Annotated in this window: 14 protein-coding genes; 4 read left to right on the top strand and 10 right to left on the bottom strand. The window is 30.2% G+C overall.

What is annotated here, in order from left to right; all coding sequences use genetic code 11:
- Nucleotides 1-90: 90 nt before the first annotated feature.
- The 10 genes from ELQ10_RS03840 to ELQ10_RS03795 form a co-directional block, all read right to left on the bottom strand.
- Nucleotides 91-1,881, bottom strand: coding sequence for an aminopeptidase P family protein (locus ELQ10_RS03840; protein WP_134250211.1), 1,791 nt, complete (start codon nt 1,879-1,881; stop codon nt 91-93).
- 15 nt (nt 1,882-1,896) lie between these two features.
- Nucleotides 1,897-3,450 (bottom strand): peptide MFS transporter, encoded by a 1,554-nt coding sequence (locus ELQ10_RS03835; RefSeq protein WP_133401646.1) that lies wholly within the window; start codon nt 3,448-3,450, stop codon nt 1,897-1,899.
- A 170-nt stretch (nt 3,451-3,620) separates the two neighbouring features.
- Complete coding sequence (locus ELQ10_RS03830; RefSeq protein ID WP_044305923.1) at nt 3,621-5,150, bottom strand: peptide MFS transporter; 1,530 nt, start codon at nt 5,148-5,150, stop codon at nt 3,621-3,623.
- A gap of 126 nt (nt 5,151-5,276) precedes the next feature.
- A complete protein-coding gene (locus tag ELQ10_RS03825; protein WP_134250210.1) occupies nt 5,277-5,825 on the bottom strand; it encodes a hypothetical protein in 549 nt (182 codons plus the stop codon).
- Nucleotides 5,818-6,924, bottom strand: a complete 1,107-nt coding sequence (locus ELQ10_RS03820; RefSeq protein ID WP_133401647.1) for a hypothetical protein — start codon at nt 6,922-6,924, stop codon at nt 5,818-5,820. Before ELQ10_RS03820 ends, ELQ10_RS03825 begins: the two co-directional genes overlap by 8 nt.
- The gene (gene era, locus ELQ10_RS03815; RefSeq protein ID WP_002866516.1) at nt 6,911-7,786 is read right to left on the bottom strand and encodes a GTPase Era; all 876 of its coding nucleotides are present in this window, start codon (nt 7,784-7,786) and stop codon (nt 6,911-6,913) included. Before era ends, ELQ10_RS03820 begins: the two co-directional genes overlap by 14 nt.
- Entirely contained in the window at nt 7,783-9,102 is a 1,320-nt protein-coding gene (gene hslU / locus ELQ10_RS03810) for an ATP-dependent protease ATPase subunit HslU (protein ID WP_002866517.1), read from the bottom strand. Before hslU ends, era begins: the two co-directional genes overlap by 4 nt.
- A complete protein-coding gene (gene hslV / locus ELQ10_RS03805) occupies nt 9,099-9,641 on the bottom strand; it encodes an ATP-dependent protease subunit HslV (RefSeq protein WP_002855129.1) in 543 nt (180 codons plus the stop codon). The genes hslU and hslV overlap by 4 nt, the downstream gene beginning before the upstream one ends.
- The gene (rplI, locus tag ELQ10_RS03800) at nt 9,641-10,084 is read right to left on the bottom strand and encodes a 50S ribosomal protein L9 (protein ID WP_002866518.1); all 444 of its coding nucleotides are present in this window, start codon (nt 10,082-10,084) and stop codon (nt 9,641-9,643) included. The genes hslV and rplI overlap by 1 nt, the downstream gene beginning before the upstream one ends.
- Nucleotides 10,085-10,096: 12 nt before the next feature.
- On the bottom strand, nt 10,097-11,317 hold the full coding sequence (locus ELQ10_RS03795) for an argininosuccinate synthase (protein WP_002866519.1): 1,221 nt from the start codon (nt 11,315-11,317) through the stop codon (nt 10,097-10,099).
- A 154-nt stretch (nt 11,318-11,471) separates the two neighbouring features.
- On the opposite strand from ELQ10_RS03795, the gene ELQ10_RS03790 reads away from it, so the two are divergent.
- Genes ELQ10_RS03790 through ELQ10_RS03775 form a run of 4 tightly spaced genes read left to right on the top strand, consistent with a single transcriptional unit; the run spans nt 11,472 to nt 14,092 of the window.
- A complete protein-coding gene (locus ELQ10_RS03790; RefSeq protein ID WP_002860004.1) occupies nt 11,472-11,717 on the top strand; it encodes an RNA-binding S4 domain-containing protein in 246 nt (81 codons plus the stop codon).
- Complete coding sequence (gene tsaE, locus ELQ10_RS03785) at nt 11,714-12,121, top strand: tRNA (adenosine(37)-N6)-threonylcarbamoyltransferase complex ATPase subunit type 1 TsaE (RefSeq protein ID WP_002854905.1); 408 nt, start codon at nt 11,714-11,716, stop codon at nt 12,119-12,121. Before ELQ10_RS03790 ends, tsaE begins: the two co-directional genes overlap by 4 nt.
- The gene (gene lptB / locus ELQ10_RS03780) at nt 12,114-12,842 is read left to right on the top strand and encodes an LPS export ABC transporter ATP-binding protein (protein ID WP_002855252.1); all 729 of its coding nucleotides are present in this window, start codon (nt 12,114-12,116) and stop codon (nt 12,840-12,842) included. Before tsaE ends, lptB begins: the two co-directional genes overlap by 8 nt.
- The gene (locus tag ELQ10_RS03775) at nt 12,842-14,092 is read left to right on the top strand and encodes an RNA polymerase factor sigma-54 (protein ID WP_002866521.1); all 1,251 of its coding nucleotides are present in this window, start codon (nt 12,842-12,844) and stop codon (nt 14,090-14,092) included. The genes lptB and ELQ10_RS03775 overlap by 1 nt, the downstream gene beginning before the upstream one ends.
- The last annotated feature ends 98 nt before the right edge of the window (nt 14,093-14,190 follow it).

Raw genomic sequence — 14,190 nt, 5'->3', positions numbered from 1 at the left:
AAACTTTTTTAGCAATTGGTTTAAAAACCTTGTATTAAACAAATTATAAGTTTAATACAAGGAAAATTTATCTATGTTAATAAAAGTATCTTAAAAGATAGCTTTTGTTCTTTTTTCAAGCCAAACTAGAGCTTTTGGATAATCACCTAGCTTAGGAGAAAGTTTTTCAAATACTTCTTTGTGATAATTGTTTAACCATTCTTTTTCTTTTTCATCTAACATTTTTGTATCAATACAAGATATTTCAAAAGGACAAAGAGTAACAGGTTTAAAGTATAAAAACTCTCCAAAATCTTTATTTTTAGGATTTTCTACTTTGGTATGAATAACTAAATTTTCAAGTCTTATACCCCATTTACCTACTTTATAAATACCTGGTTCTATGGAGGTTAGCATACCTTCTTTGGCTTTTGTTTTTTCAAGCACAGGGGATAGATAAGATAAAACTTGTGGACCTTCATGGACATTTAAAAAATATCCCACGCCATGTCCTGTGCCGTGTATATAGTCAATTTGTTCTTTCCATAAAGGTGCGCGTGTGATTGCATCAAGTAAGGGCATAGCTATATCTTTTGGAAAAATTGCACTGGAAATGGCAATATGTGCTTTTAAAACCAAGGTATAGTCATGAATTTGTTCTGCATTAGCCTTTCCTATTGGTACAACGCGTGTAATATCTGTTGTGCCGTTTTTATATTGTCCACCAGAATCAATAAGTAAAAGCCCATCTTTTTTAAGATAAGCAAAACTCTCTTTTGTGGCTTTATAATGTGGATATGCTGCATTTTCGTTAAAGCCTGCTATAGTGGCAAAACTATCACTTATGTAGTACTTGCTTTGTGCTCTAAATTCTCTTGCTTTAACATCTATGTCTAATTCGCTTATTAATTCTTTATTTTCTATCGCTTCTTCAAGCCAGGCAAAAAATTTACATAAAGCCACTCCATCTTCTATCATAGCATCTTGTATATGCGCTATTTCTTTTGTATTTTTAGCTGCTTTTAAGTGGGTGCTTGGATTAATTTCTTGAATGATTTTTACGCTTTTATCTAAAGAATTTATGAGTAAAGTGGTCATTTTTGAAGGTTCAATAAGCAAATTTGTATTTGCAAGTTTTTCAAGCTCCATGATGATTTCATCATAATTTTTAAGCCAAAACCCATCTAAATTTAATTTTTTTTCAAGTTCTGAATTTACTTTTTTCTGATCAACAAAAAGCAAGGCTTTGTCTTCCAAGATTAGCAAATGACTTAAAAATACAGGATTATAATTTACATCATTCCCTCTTAAATTTGTAAGCCAAGCTATATCATCAAGGCTGGAGATTAAATGAGAAGTAGCATTTAAATTTTTCATTTTTTGACGCACTAATGCTAATTTTTCTTTTCTTGAGTAAGAGCAGTATTCTAGTTCGTGTTCATAAATTTTTTCTTGTGGTAAAGTGGGACGATCTTTCCAAAGTGGACTTATCAAATCTATATGTTTTAAATTTGCCTTGCAATTAATCTGTAAATCTTTTTGCAAAGATAAAGGTAAAAGTGCAAAATCGATGCCTAAAATTTGATCTTCGCTTAAATTTTTTTCCAACCATTTGGTAAAAGTATTTTTAGCATCTTGCTTTTGTAAAAGTATGCCACTACCTTCTAATTCCTTTTGTGCTTGAAGCCAATATCTTCCATCTACCCACAAAAAGCCCTCTTTTTGTGTGATAAGAACTGTTCCAACAGAACCCTTAAAGCCACTGATAAAGACTCTGTTTTTGTAATATTCTGGTAAATATTCGCTCAAATGCGGATCCGCGCTTAAGATGAGATAGGCGTCAATATTATTTTCTTTCATTAATCTTCTAAGTTCTAATACTCTTTGTTTGTAAATACTCATATTTTCTCCTTAATATTAATTTTTTAGTATTTTATTGATAGGTTTTTTGAGTATAAGTAAAATTATAACAGCACCAAGTAATATCCACATACATTGGTAAAATAAATTTGGCAAATAAGCTATATTTTCTTCACTTGCTTTACCACCTATGAATCCAGCTAAAGCATTGCCTAATGCACTTGCTACAAACCAAAGTCCCATGACTTGAGATTTAATTAAATTAGGTGCAATTTTTGTCATTATAGAAAGTCCCACAGGGGAAAGGCAAAGCTCTCCTAAAACCATAAGTAAAAAGCTACTGACAAGCCACCAAGGTGAAACTAAAATAATTTGTGATGAATTTTCTAAATTTTCTCTTAATGTATTAGCATCGCCATTTAAACTAATTGCATGATTTGAAGCTAAAGCCATTATTAAAAATGCTAAAGCTGCACCCAAAAGTCCTAATGCAAATTTAATAATAGATGAAATTTCTTTATTATTTTTGGCACATATAGTCCATATAAAAGCACTAAAAGGTGCAAAAAGTATAACAAATAAACCTCCAAGAGATTGAAACCATATTGTAGGAATTTCATAATTTAATATGGTTTTATCTGTTAATTTTTCTGCAAAAAAATTAAAAGAAGTGTATTGTTGCTCATATACTGACCAAAATAACGCAGCCGCTAAAAATAAAACAATAAAAATAATTAAATTTCTTTTTTCTTCTATTTTTAAAGAAGTAAAAGCGAAAAGATATAAAAAATAAATTCCAGCACAAGCTAAGATAGTTAGAATAATATTTTTATTAATAACTTGTGCATCTAATTTTATAAAACCACCAAGGATTAAAAATATTGCTCCAAGTAAAACAATACCTGATACAATGATGATGTAAAATGCATTTTTGCTTTTTTTGCTTGGTCTATCCCAAGTAGCGTCTATGCCAACTTTTTCATCAAATTCTTTTAAATCAGGCATAGTTTTTAGGTAGAAAATAATTACCGCTAAAAGCATACCAATCCCACCTGCACCAAAACCAAAATGCCATCCGTATTCTTTTTGTAAAAAGCCGCAAATTAAAGGAGCTACAAAAGCACCAAAATTAAAGCACATATAAAAAAGAGTAAAACCAGAGTCACGCCTTGCATCATTTTTTTTATAAAGCATTCCAACCATTACAGAAGCACAAGTTTTAAAAAGTCCTGTACCTATAACCAAAAAAACCATACCAACAAAAATTATTTTATTGTTAAAATAAGAAAAGGCTATGCACAAATGTCCAAATGCTATAGTTAAAGCACCTAGCAAAATTGCTCTTTTTTGTCCTAAGTAATTATCCGCAAGCCATCCACCTGGCAAAGCAGCAAGATATAAACAACTTGCAAAAATTCCCATAATTGCACTTGCTTCTTCAGGTTTTAAGTTCATTCCGCTTTTTTCAAAACTTGCTATCATAAAAAGGTAAAGCAAGGGACGAATTCCGTAAAAAGAAAATCTTTCCCAAAGCTCAGTAAGTGAAAGAGATAAAAGTGGTTTTGGATGTCCAAAAAATGAAGTATCTAAATTTTTTACATTTTTACTCAATTTATATCCTTTGTGTATTTTTATTTATAAATTATAGACAAGAAATTAAAAAATATGTATAACTTTGTAATATTTTTAAATGATTTATATCATAATGTTACTTTTTTGCAAATATAAAAAAAGAAATATTAAGATCAATTTTCAACTTTGGTGTATTTTGTATTTTAAGTTTAGTTAGATAATTGCTTATTTTTTTCGTTAAGAATTTTATAAATTGGTTTTTTGGCAATAAAAAGTAAAAGCGCTACAACAAAAAGCATCCACATGCATTGTCCAAAAATACTGGGAAGTTGATCGATGTTTTTAATATTGACATTTCCCCCTATAAGTCCTGCAACAAAATTTCCAAGTGCACTTGCTACAAACCAAAGTCCCATGATTTGATTTTTGATTAAATCAGGGGCAACCTTAGCCATTATAGAGAGTCCAATAGGAGACACGCATAATTCCCCAAGTGTTAAAAAGAATATACTTATGATAATCCAAGCCATGGATATTGGCAAACCATTGTTGTTTATTAGATTTTGTGAAGCAAAGGTCATCATCATAAAACCAATACCGGCAAATAATATTCCTAAAGTAAATTTTCCAATGGAAGAAAAATATATATTTTTTTTCTCTAAAAATATCCAAATATAACTTGCTATAGGAGCAAGTATGATGATAAAAATTGGATTAAAAGATTGAAACCAGTTTGTTGGAATTTTCCAATCAAAAATATTTCTATTTGTAAAATCTTGCGCAAAAAGATTATAAGCGGTAGGTTTTTGTTCAAAAGTACTCCAAAAAAAAGTGGCTGCAAAGAATAAAACAATTAAAATTGTTAATTGCTGTTTTTCTCTTTTATTTAAGGTTTTAAAAACAAAAAGATATATGAAATAAATTACCAAACATAGTAAAATTACAATTAGAAGTTTTTTTGATAGTATTATGGGATTAATATCTGCAAGATTAATAAAAATTAGAAAAAATCCAATAATACTTAACAAGCTTATACTTAGTATAAGAGTTAAATTTTTACTTTTTTTAAATGGTTGTTCCCAGTTTTGCTTTAAAGTACAATTTTTATGAAATTCTTCAAGTTCAGGGGTAGCTTTAAAATATAAAATAAGCAAAGAGATTAGCATACCTAAACCTCCTATGCCAAATCCTAAATGATAATTCCATTTTGCTTGAACAAAACCACATATAAGAGGAGCAATGAATGCTCCAATGTTAATTCCTATATAAAAAATCGTATAGCCAGTATCGCATCTTGTATCATTTTGTTTATACAACATTCCAACTGTTACAGAAGCGCTAGTTTTAAAAAATCCAGTACCAATAACGATAAAAGTAAGTCCTAGGAAAAATATAGGTGTGCTTAGAATAGATAAGGCTATGCTAATATGTCCTAAAGCTATAATAAAAGAACCTAGAAATAAAGCCTTTTTTTGCCCTAAATAATTATCAGTAATCCAGCCTCCAGGAAGTGCTGCTAAATACAAGCATCCTGCAAAAATGCCATAAATTGCCGAGGCGTATTCAGTGCTTATTCCAAGTCCACCTTTGCTTATGGTTGTTGCCATGAAAAGCACAAGTAAAGATCGTATGCCATAAAAAGCAAATCTTTCCCAAAGTTCTACCATTGATAGAGAGAATAAAGGCTTGGGATGACCTAGGAAATTTGTATCGAGTTTTTGTATTTCTTGTTTAGTCACTTCCCAATACCTTTCTTTTTTATACTTAAAATATTTTAACTAATAGTAATAGAAAAATAATTAAATTACAATATTTTTAAATATTTTTTTTATAATAATATTTAAAAATATAACATTTTAATATTATTATAAATTAACAAATTTAAATATTAAATCAAGCTTTAATTTTAAACCCTGTGCATTGTATAGTTTTATTTTATCAATTTTTAAAGCTATAGGAAGATTTTCTAAATTTTGTATAAAATTGAGCAAGTCTTTAAAGTTGCCATTTAAACTTAGAGAAACATAATTATAGTGGATAAAATTTTTGTTTTCTTGGGAAAATTTTATTTCATTAATGGTTAAATTTTTGGATAAATTATTGATTTTTTTATTGAAAAAATCTTTATCATAAGAAAATAAATGCAATTTTTCTTTATAGTATTTTAATTTTTCTTCCTCTGTTTTTATCTGTTTTGTTAGCTTTGTTTCTATTTCTTTAAGATGTGAATTTTCTATTTTTGCTTCATTTAATGCAAGGTAATTATGTTCTACTAATGTTTTTTGAAAAATATCTTCCAAAAAGTGATCGTGAATTTTAAAAGCTAAAAACAAAGCACAAAGACAGATAAAAGAAATAAAAAGAAATTTTTCCCTAGGATTTAAATTCTGCAAAAATACTTCTATTTTATTCATGTATGACTTCTAATATGATATTCAATGTTTCTTCATTTTTATCAAGAATTTTAAAAGCAGAATTTAGATTTTCTAATGCTCTTTTAAAGTGGTTTTCATCGATAAAAGAAAGAATGATTTTTGTTTGTTCAAATTCAAGATTTGTGATTTTAAGTTCATTGGAGTTAAGCCATGATATGATTTGATTTAGAATGATTGCCTTATTTTTGTCTAAATTGATTTCTTTTGTTATGGTGGATAAAATATGAAATTGTTGTTGTGTAGATGATATTTTATTGGAAAGAGTAAAGTTTAAATCTTGTATGTTTGTTAATAATTTTTGCTTATCTTGTTTTAGTTTAGAAATTTCTTCTTGTATGATAAAATTTTTATTTTGAATTTCCTTATTTTGTTTGTACTCTATAAAATCTTTAAATAATAAAATCATCATGCTAAGACTAAAGCTAAAAATAAATATTAATATAATTTTAAAAGAAATAGATATTTTTATTTTATTATGCTTGATAAAATTACAATTTTGATCTAGATTTTTTATACTATATGAACTTAATTTCAATAAACTATTTTTATCAAGAATATCATTTAGATTTAAACATTTTATTTGAGATGAGAAGTAATGTTTGATTGTATCCAAATCCTGATAAAGTAGCAATTTGCTTTCATAGTGTTTTAAAAGTTCTGTAAATCGATTTTGTTTAAAAAATAAATCCATATTACCTGGGTTGAAATTTTCGATTTTTTTAAGATTGATAAATTTTCCCTCTTGGTAAAAATATAAATATAAAGTTTGATCATATAAATTTAAAACACAATAATCACTTTCCTCAATAAATCTTTCATCAAACAAAGCTTGAAAAATTAAAGGCTCAGGAAAGCAAAAACGACTTTTTTTCAATTTGTAAACAGGCGCTAAAAAACAATGATAAATTTCATTATGTTTAAAAAAAGCTATTTGGTAGTCAAAGGGTTTGCTTAGCTTAAAATCTGCAGTTAAATTGTTAAAAAGTTCATCTTCTTTGGATATTCCTGTTCTTTGAGCATAAAGCAAATCTGTAGATTTTATAAAATTTATTTTATTTAATGAATTAATTTTCATCATTTAAAAGTTTTTTTAAAAATTCTTCATCTTTTTGCCAGTTTTTTTTCACTGTTACGAAAAGCTTTAAAAGTACCTTTTTTTGTGCAAGTTTTGAAATTTTAAAGCGTGCATCTTTGCCTATTCTTTTTAAAGTTGCCCCTTCTTTTCCTATAAGCATACCCTTGTGAGAGTTTGTATCGGTGATGATATTGGCTTCTAGGATTAAAAGATTAGGTGTGTCTTTGGTGCGATGGATAAGCACTTCGCTACTATAAGGAAGCTCATCACTTAAATTTTCATAAATACTTTCAAGTATGAAATCTCTATAAAGTTCTTTTTCGCTACTCGCACTTAAAAATTCAGGATCATAAAAATACTCATGTTTATCAAGGTATTTTACTATTTCATCTAATAAGCCTTTTTTATAGCTTTTTTTCTTAGAAGAATAAGGAATGATAGCTTTAAAATGTTGGCTAAATTTTGCATATTCGCTAAGTTTTTTTAAAAGCGTAGCATTGTCGGTTAAATCTACTTTATTTAAAGCGATGATATGTGGTACTTGTGGGTTTAGACTAAGAAAATTTTCATAGTCTTTTGTACTATCAAAAACACTCGCCACAAATAAAATCACATCACAATCCCCCATGGATTTAATAGCACTTTGGACAAGCAGTTGATTAAGCGTAGCACCGCTTTCGTGAAGTCCTGGGGTATCGATGAAAATGATTTGATTTTTTTCATGCATCACTATGGCTTTAATTTTACGTCTTGTGGCGTTTTGTTTGTGAGAAACTAGGGCGATTTTTTCTTCTAATAAGGAATTGATTAAAGTACTTTTTCCTGCATTAGTACGCCCTATGATGCTAACAAAGCCACTTTTCACAAAATATACCTTGCAAGATCTTTATTTTCTATGATATCTCCGAGTTTTTCTTCTACCATTTTTTTATCCACTACGAATTTTTTACCCGCATACTCATCAGCTTCAAAGCTTAGATCTTCAAGTAATTTTTCTATCACAGTATGTAAGCGTCTAGCACCTATATCTTGCATTTCTTCATTGGCTCTTGAAGCTATTTTCGCTATTTCTTTAATAGCTTCATCATCAAATTCAAGTTCTAAATTTTCAGTTTTTAAAAGCTGAGAGTATTGTTTTAAAAGTGAATTTTTAGGGCGTGTTAAAATTTCATAAAGAGCTTTATCATCAAGACTATCTAATTCCACTCTTAAAGGAAAGCGTCCTTGAAGTTCAGGGATAAGATCACTTGGTTTGCTAAGATGAAAAGCCCCTGCAGCGATAAAAAGAATATGATCGGTTTTTAAAGTACCTATTTTTGTTTGTATATTTGATCCCTCGACTATAGGAAGTAAGTCTCTTTGCACCCCTTCTTTACTTGGATCTTGGCGATTTGAATTTCCGCTTGAAACAGCGATTTTATCGATTTCATCAATAAAAATAATCCCTTCATTTTCCGCTCTTTTTAAGGCTTCGCTTTTGATACTTTCTTGATCTAGGATTTTTTCTCCTGCTTCGTTTTTTAAAGCATTTTTAGCGTCTTTGATTTTCATTTCTTTTTTGACTTTTTTACTGCCAACACCTATAACCTTAACTATATCTTGCATTGCACCCATTTCAGGAGGTAGGTTAGGATTGGTATCGAACATATTTTGCGAAATTTCTATCTCTATAGTGCTTTCATCAAGATCGCCATTTCTTAGTTTAGTTCTCATTTTTTCAAGACTGTTTTTATATTCTTCTTGTTTTTCATCGCTGATACCCTTTGGTAAAGGTGGCAAAAGTTTTTCTAAAATTTTATTTTCTATAAATTCATCGATTTTATCTTTGTTTTTTTCTCTTTGCTCATTTTTTACTAAATTTAAAGCCGCATTGGCAAGATCTCTTACCATACTTTCTACATCACGACCTACAAAACCTACTTCAGTATATTTGCTCGCTTCGATTTTGATAAAAGGAAAGCCCATCATTTTAGCTAAACGCCTAGCGATTTCTGTTTTTCCTACGCCTGTAGAACCTATCATCAAGATATTTTTTGGCACTATATCATCTTGCAACTCAGGGCTAAGTTGCATTCTGCGGTAGCGATTTCTTAAAGCTATAGCTATGATTTTTTTAGCTTTTTTTTGTCCTATGACATAATCATCTAAAAATTTAACAATTTCTTTTGGAGTTAGATTCATTTCTCATCCTCGATCACATAAGTTTTGATATTAGTATTGGTATAAATGCAAATTTCACCCGCGATTTGAAGGCTTGATTTTACAAGCTCTTCTTCATCTAAACTTGCATGTTTTGCTAAGGCTCTAGCAGCTGAAAGTGCATAGTTTCCACCACTTCCTATGGCTGCGATTTGTCCATCTTCGGGTTCGACCACATCGCCTGTACCAGAAAGTAAAAAAATGTGATTTCTATCAAGTACAAGCATCATGGCTTCAAGTTTTCTTAGGTATTTGTCCTTTCTCCATTCTTTAGAAAAGTCAATCGCTGCTTTTAAAAGATCGCCTTTAGAACTTTGAAGGAGATTTTCAAACATATCAAAAAGATTAAAAGCATCAGCTGTTGAGCCTGCAAAACCGGCTAAAACTTTACCATTATTAAGTTTTCTTATTTTTACGGCATTGCCTTTTAATACTGTGTTTCCAAAGCTTACTTGTCCATCTCCACCGATTACGGATTTGTTTTTGCCTTTGTAAGCTAAAATCGTTGTTGCGTGAAACATTATTCCGCCTTTATATTTATATTAAATTTAGCGTGGATTGCGTGTCCGAGCTTTACGCTTACTTCATGAAGTCCAAGACTTTTAAAAGTGTCACATTCTAAACTTTTTTTATCGATTTCTATGTGACTTTGCTCTTTTAGGGCGTGAGCGATTTCATCTTTGGTTACTCCACCAAACAAACTTCCATTTGCACCTACGGGTTTTGAAATTTCAAGAGTGATTTTGCTAAGTTCTTCTTTGAGTTTTTCTAAATTTGCGATTTCAAAGCGTAAATTTTCAGCCTCTTTTTTCTTGTCGCTTTCGTATTTTCTTAAAACTTCATTAGTAGCTGCTTTAGCAAAGCCTTTAGCGATTAAGAAATTTTGTCCGTAGCCGTCTTTTACTTCTTTTATTTCTCCTGCTTTTCCAAGTGCTTTTACATCTTTGATTAATAATACTTTCATTTTATTCCTTTATTAAAATTTTCTTCCATTTTTTCCTGCGATGATAAAACGCAAAGCATTAAGCTTGATAAAGCCTGCTGCGTCTTTTTGATTATACACTTCATCTTCTTCAAAAGTACAATAAGCTGCGTTAAACAAGCTATCATTTGCACTTTCGCGTCCTATAATCATCACATTGCCTTTGTAAAGCTCGAGTTTTACTCTGCCATTGGCATGAATTTGTGACTCGTCGATTAAGGCTTGAAGCATCATTCTTTCAGGCGAGAACCAATAGCCATTATAAATTAAACTTGCGTATTTTGGCATGAGTTCATCTTTTAAGTGCGCTGCTTCTCTATCAAGCGTGATGCTTTCAAGTGCTCTGTGTGCTTTTAAAAGTATAGTACCGCCTGGAGTTTCGTAACAACCACGGCTTTTCATGCCTACATAGCGATTTTCTACTATATCAAGGCGTCCTATACCGTGTTTGCAGCCTAGTTCGTTAAGTTTGGTTAAAAGTCCTGCGGGACTTAGTTTTTCTCCATTTATCGCTACTAAATCTCCTTTTTGGAAATCAAGTTCTATAATTTCACTTTCATTTGGAGCGTCTTTTGGGCTTTTACTCCATCTCCACATATCTTCTTCAGGTGCGTGTGCAGGATCTTCTAAAACAAGTCCTTCGTAAGAAATATGAAGTAAATTTGCGTCCATAGAATAAGGGGATTTTCCTTTTTTCTTAGAAATATCAATACCGTGTTTTTGCGCATAAGCAAGAAGTTTTTCACGACTGTTTAAATCCCACTCACGCCATGGAGCGATGATTTTTAAATCGGGATTAAAAGCAAGATAACCAAGTTCAAAACGCACTTGATCATTTCCTTTACCTGTGGCGCCATGGCTTACCGCATCAGCACCTGTTTGCAGGGCGATTTGTGCTTGAGTTTTTGCTATAAGTGGTCTTGCTATACTTGTTCCTAAAAGATATTCTCCTTCATAAATCGCATTGGCTCTAAACATAGGAAATACATAATCTTTAACAAATTCATCTCTTAAATCTTTAATGAAAATATTTTCTTCTTTTATGCCTAAAGAAAGGGCTTTTTTTCTTGCAGGTTCGAGTTCTTCACCTTGACCAATATCTGCTGTAAAAGTTACAACTTCACAATTATACTCATCTTGAAGCCATTTTAAAATGATGCTCGTATCAAGCCCTCCAGAATACGCTAAAACTACTTTTTTTACTTCATTTTTCATAAGATATCCTTTGTTAAAATAGATTTGAAAATTGTAAAATTGTATCCAAATTTCATTAAAGAAAAGTTTTTACTTGCTATTTTCTTAAAAAATAAAGCAAAGGCGTAAGCAAATTTTGTTCTAAAAATTGATTTTTTTTGCTAAAATTGCTTTTATGAGAGTAGATAAATTTTTAAATGTAGTTAATATCACGAAAAGAAGAGCTATTTCTGAGGATATGTGTAAAAGTGGTGTAGTGGGGATTAATGGCGTTATTGTTAAGGCGAGTAAAGAGGTTAAGGTGGGTGATATCATCACTTTGCATTTTACTGAATACACTCAAAAATATAAAGTCCTAGCTATACCTAGCACGAAAAGCATTCCTAAAAACGCACAAAATGAATATGTGGTAAAATTATGAAAGAATTTATTTTAGCAAAAGATGAGATCAAAACGATGCTTCAAATAATGCCTAAAGAAGGTGTTGTTTTGCTTCAAGGAGATTTGGCTAGCGGAAAAACAAGCTTAGTACAAGCTTGGGTTAAATTTCTTGGTCTTGATGCAAGGGTAGATTCTCCAACTTTTTCCACTATGCAAAAATATGAAAATCATGATATTTGCATTTATCATTATGATATTTATCAAGAAGGTTTAGAAGGACTTTTAGCGAATGGTTTATTTGAAAATTTTTTTGAAAAAGGTTTGCATTTGGTTGAATGGGGCGGTGAAAATTTGAAAAAAACTTTAATGAAATTTGGAATTTCTACTATCCAGATTAAAATTAGCATTAAAGACGACAAAAGAAAGTATGAAATTTATGAGTAAATTAGAAATTGTAAATTTAGAAAAAATTATTAAAAAAACTAAGATTATACATGGAATTTCTTTAGAGGTTAATAGCGGAGAAGTTGTAGGACTTTTAGGGCCAAATGGTGCAGGAAAAACGACAACTTTTTATATGATATGTGGACTTATTTCCCCAAGTAGTGGAAAAGTTCTTTTAGATGGTTTAGATGTGACAAAAGATCCTTTAAATAAAAGAGCTAGATCAGGGATAGGTTATTTACCTCAAGAAAGTAGTATTTTTAAGGATTTAAGCGTAGAAGATAACCTGCTTTTAGCGGCTCAGATTTTTTATAAAGATAAAAAAATTTTACATGATAAAGTTGAGCAAATGCTTGAACTCTTAAGTATAGAGCCTATTCGTTTAAGGAAAGGTTTAAGTTTAAGTGGAGGTGAAAGAAGGCGTTGCGAGATCGCTAGAAGCTTGATGTGCGAACCTAAGTTTTTACTTCTTGATGAGCCTTTTGCAGGTGTTGATCCTATAGCAGTGGCTGAAATTCAAACTTTAATTAAAGAGCTTAAAAGATTGGGGATTGGGGTTTTAATTACCGATCATAATGTGCGTGAGACTTTGGCTATTTGTGATAGAGCTTATGTTATAAGATCAGGTTCTTTGCTTGCTAGTGGGAATGCTGATGAAATTGCAACCAATAAAGACGTGAAAAAGTATTATTTAGGAGCGGAGTTTAAACTCCTTGATTGATGTTAAAGCAAAAAATCACCCAAGCGCCCAAGACTAAAATTTCTCAAACTTTACGCTCTTGGTTGCCGATTTTACAAGCAAATATAGAGGATTTAAAAGAAAATTTAGATAAATTTGCTGAGGATAATCCTTTCTTAAATGTTCAAGATTCGATACAAACTCATGATAAGGGTAAGAATTATTTTGATTCATTTTATAAACATAATATAAATTCGGCTTTTGTGGATAGTAAAGGACTTGCCAAAAAAAGTGTTTATGAGCTTTTAAATGAACAGATTCTTCCTCCTTTATTTCCTACAAACAAATCTCAAGAACTTGCAAAAAAAATTATAGAATGCTTAAATGAGGAAGGATATTTTGAATACGATGAAGAATTTTTAAAAGAGTATTCCTTAGAAGAAATTGAGCGAGTAAGAGCAAGATTTAAATTTTTAGATCCTGTAGGAGTGGGAGCTAAAGATTATAAAGAAGCATTTTTATTTGCTCTTGAAAATATGGAATTAGATGAAGATATTGATGAGTTTTGTAGAATGTTAATTATGGATTTTGAAAATATACAAAACTATACCAAAGAGCCTTTATATAAAGAAGCATTAGCTGTACTTAAGCGCTTTAGCACTCCCCCTTTTTTGGAATATTTTGAAGATTCTCGTATAATTGTTCCTGATATTTTTGTTTATAAAGAAAATGGTGAAATTAAAGTAAAAATCAATGATGATTATTATCCTGAAATTTCAATCCAAACTGATGGTTTAGAGCATGATTTTTTAAGTCATTACATCAAAGAAGCAAAAAATTTAGTTGATGCTTTAGCGATGAGAAAAGCTACTCTTTATAAAATAGGGCTTATGATAGTAGAATATCAATATGATTTTTTCATGGGAAAAGAGATAAAACCTATGACTTTTAAGGATTTAGCACTTGATTTAGAACGCAATGCTTCGACTATATCAAGAGCTGTGGCAAATAAATATTTAAGTTGTGAAAGAGGACTTATCCCCTTGCGTGATTTTTTTGCTTTTGCTCTTGATGAAGAGGGAGAGACTTCAAATGTAGGTGTTAAAGAATTTGTGGCAAATTTAGTAAAGAATGAAGATCGCAATAAACCTTTAAGCGATAGTAAAATTTTAGAATTAATCAAAGAAGAATTTAAAGTCGATATAGGGCGAAGAACTATTACAAAATATCGCAAACATCTTAATATAGCAAGCTCTACAGATAGAAAAAAATTATATGAACTTGAAGGATAAAATTCTATCAATCTATCAAACCCATTACGCTTTTGTTTTATATTTAAATTTAATTTAAATAATATAAAAAATTATTGTTTTATTTTTAGAAATATTAT

Source organism: Campylobacter sp. US42a (genome assembly GCF_004379055.1).
Classification (GTDB): Bacteria; Campylobacterota; Campylobacteria; order Campylobacterales; family Campylobacteraceae; genus Campylobacter_D; species Campylobacter_D jejuni.
Note: the sequence above shows the minus strand (reverse complement) of the source record. Positions and strands in the feature narration are given on the sequence as shown.

Coding starts and splice junctions, on each gene's coding strand:
- ELQ10_RS03790 (WP_002860004.1), top strand. CDS start 11,472: ATGAGAGTAGATAAATTTTTAAATGTAGTTAATATCACGAAAAGAAGA.
- ELQ10_RS03775 (WP_002866521.1), top strand. CDS start 12,842: ATGTTAAAGCAAAAAATCACCCAAGCGCCCAAGACTAAAATTTCTCAA.
- ELQ10_RS03840 (WP_134250211.1), bottom strand. CDS start 1,881: ATGAGTATTTACAAACAAAGAGTATTAGAACTTAGAAGATTAATGAAA.
- ELQ10_RS03825 (WP_134250210.1), bottom strand. CDS start 5,825: ATGAATAAAATAGAAGTATTTTTGCAGAATTTAAATCCTAGGGAAAAA.
- ELQ10_RS03820 (WP_133401647.1), bottom strand. CDS start 6,924: ATGATGAAAATTAATTCATTAAATAAAATAAATTTTATAAAATCTACA.
- lptB (WP_002855252.1), top strand. CDS start 12,114: ATGAGTAAATTAGAAATTGTAAATTTAGAAAAAATTATTAAAAAAACT.
- ELQ10_RS03795 (WP_002866519.1), bottom strand. CDS start 11,317: ATGAAAAATGAAGTAAAAAAAGTAGTTTTAGCGTATTCTGGAGGGCTT.
- hslU (WP_002866517.1), bottom strand. CDS start 9,102: ATGAATCTAACTCCAAAAGAAATTGTTAAATTTTTAGATGATTATGTC.
- tsaE (WP_002854905.1), top strand. CDS start 11,714: ATGAAAGAATTTATTTTAGCAAAAGATGAGATCAAAACGATGCTTCAA.
- hslV (WP_002855129.1), bottom strand. CDS start 9,641: ATGTTTCACGCAACAACGATTTTAGCTTACAAAGGCAAAAACAAATCC.
- rplI (WP_002866518.1), bottom strand. CDS start 10,084: ATGAAAGTATTATTAATCAAAGATGTAAAAGCACTTGGAAAAGCAGGA.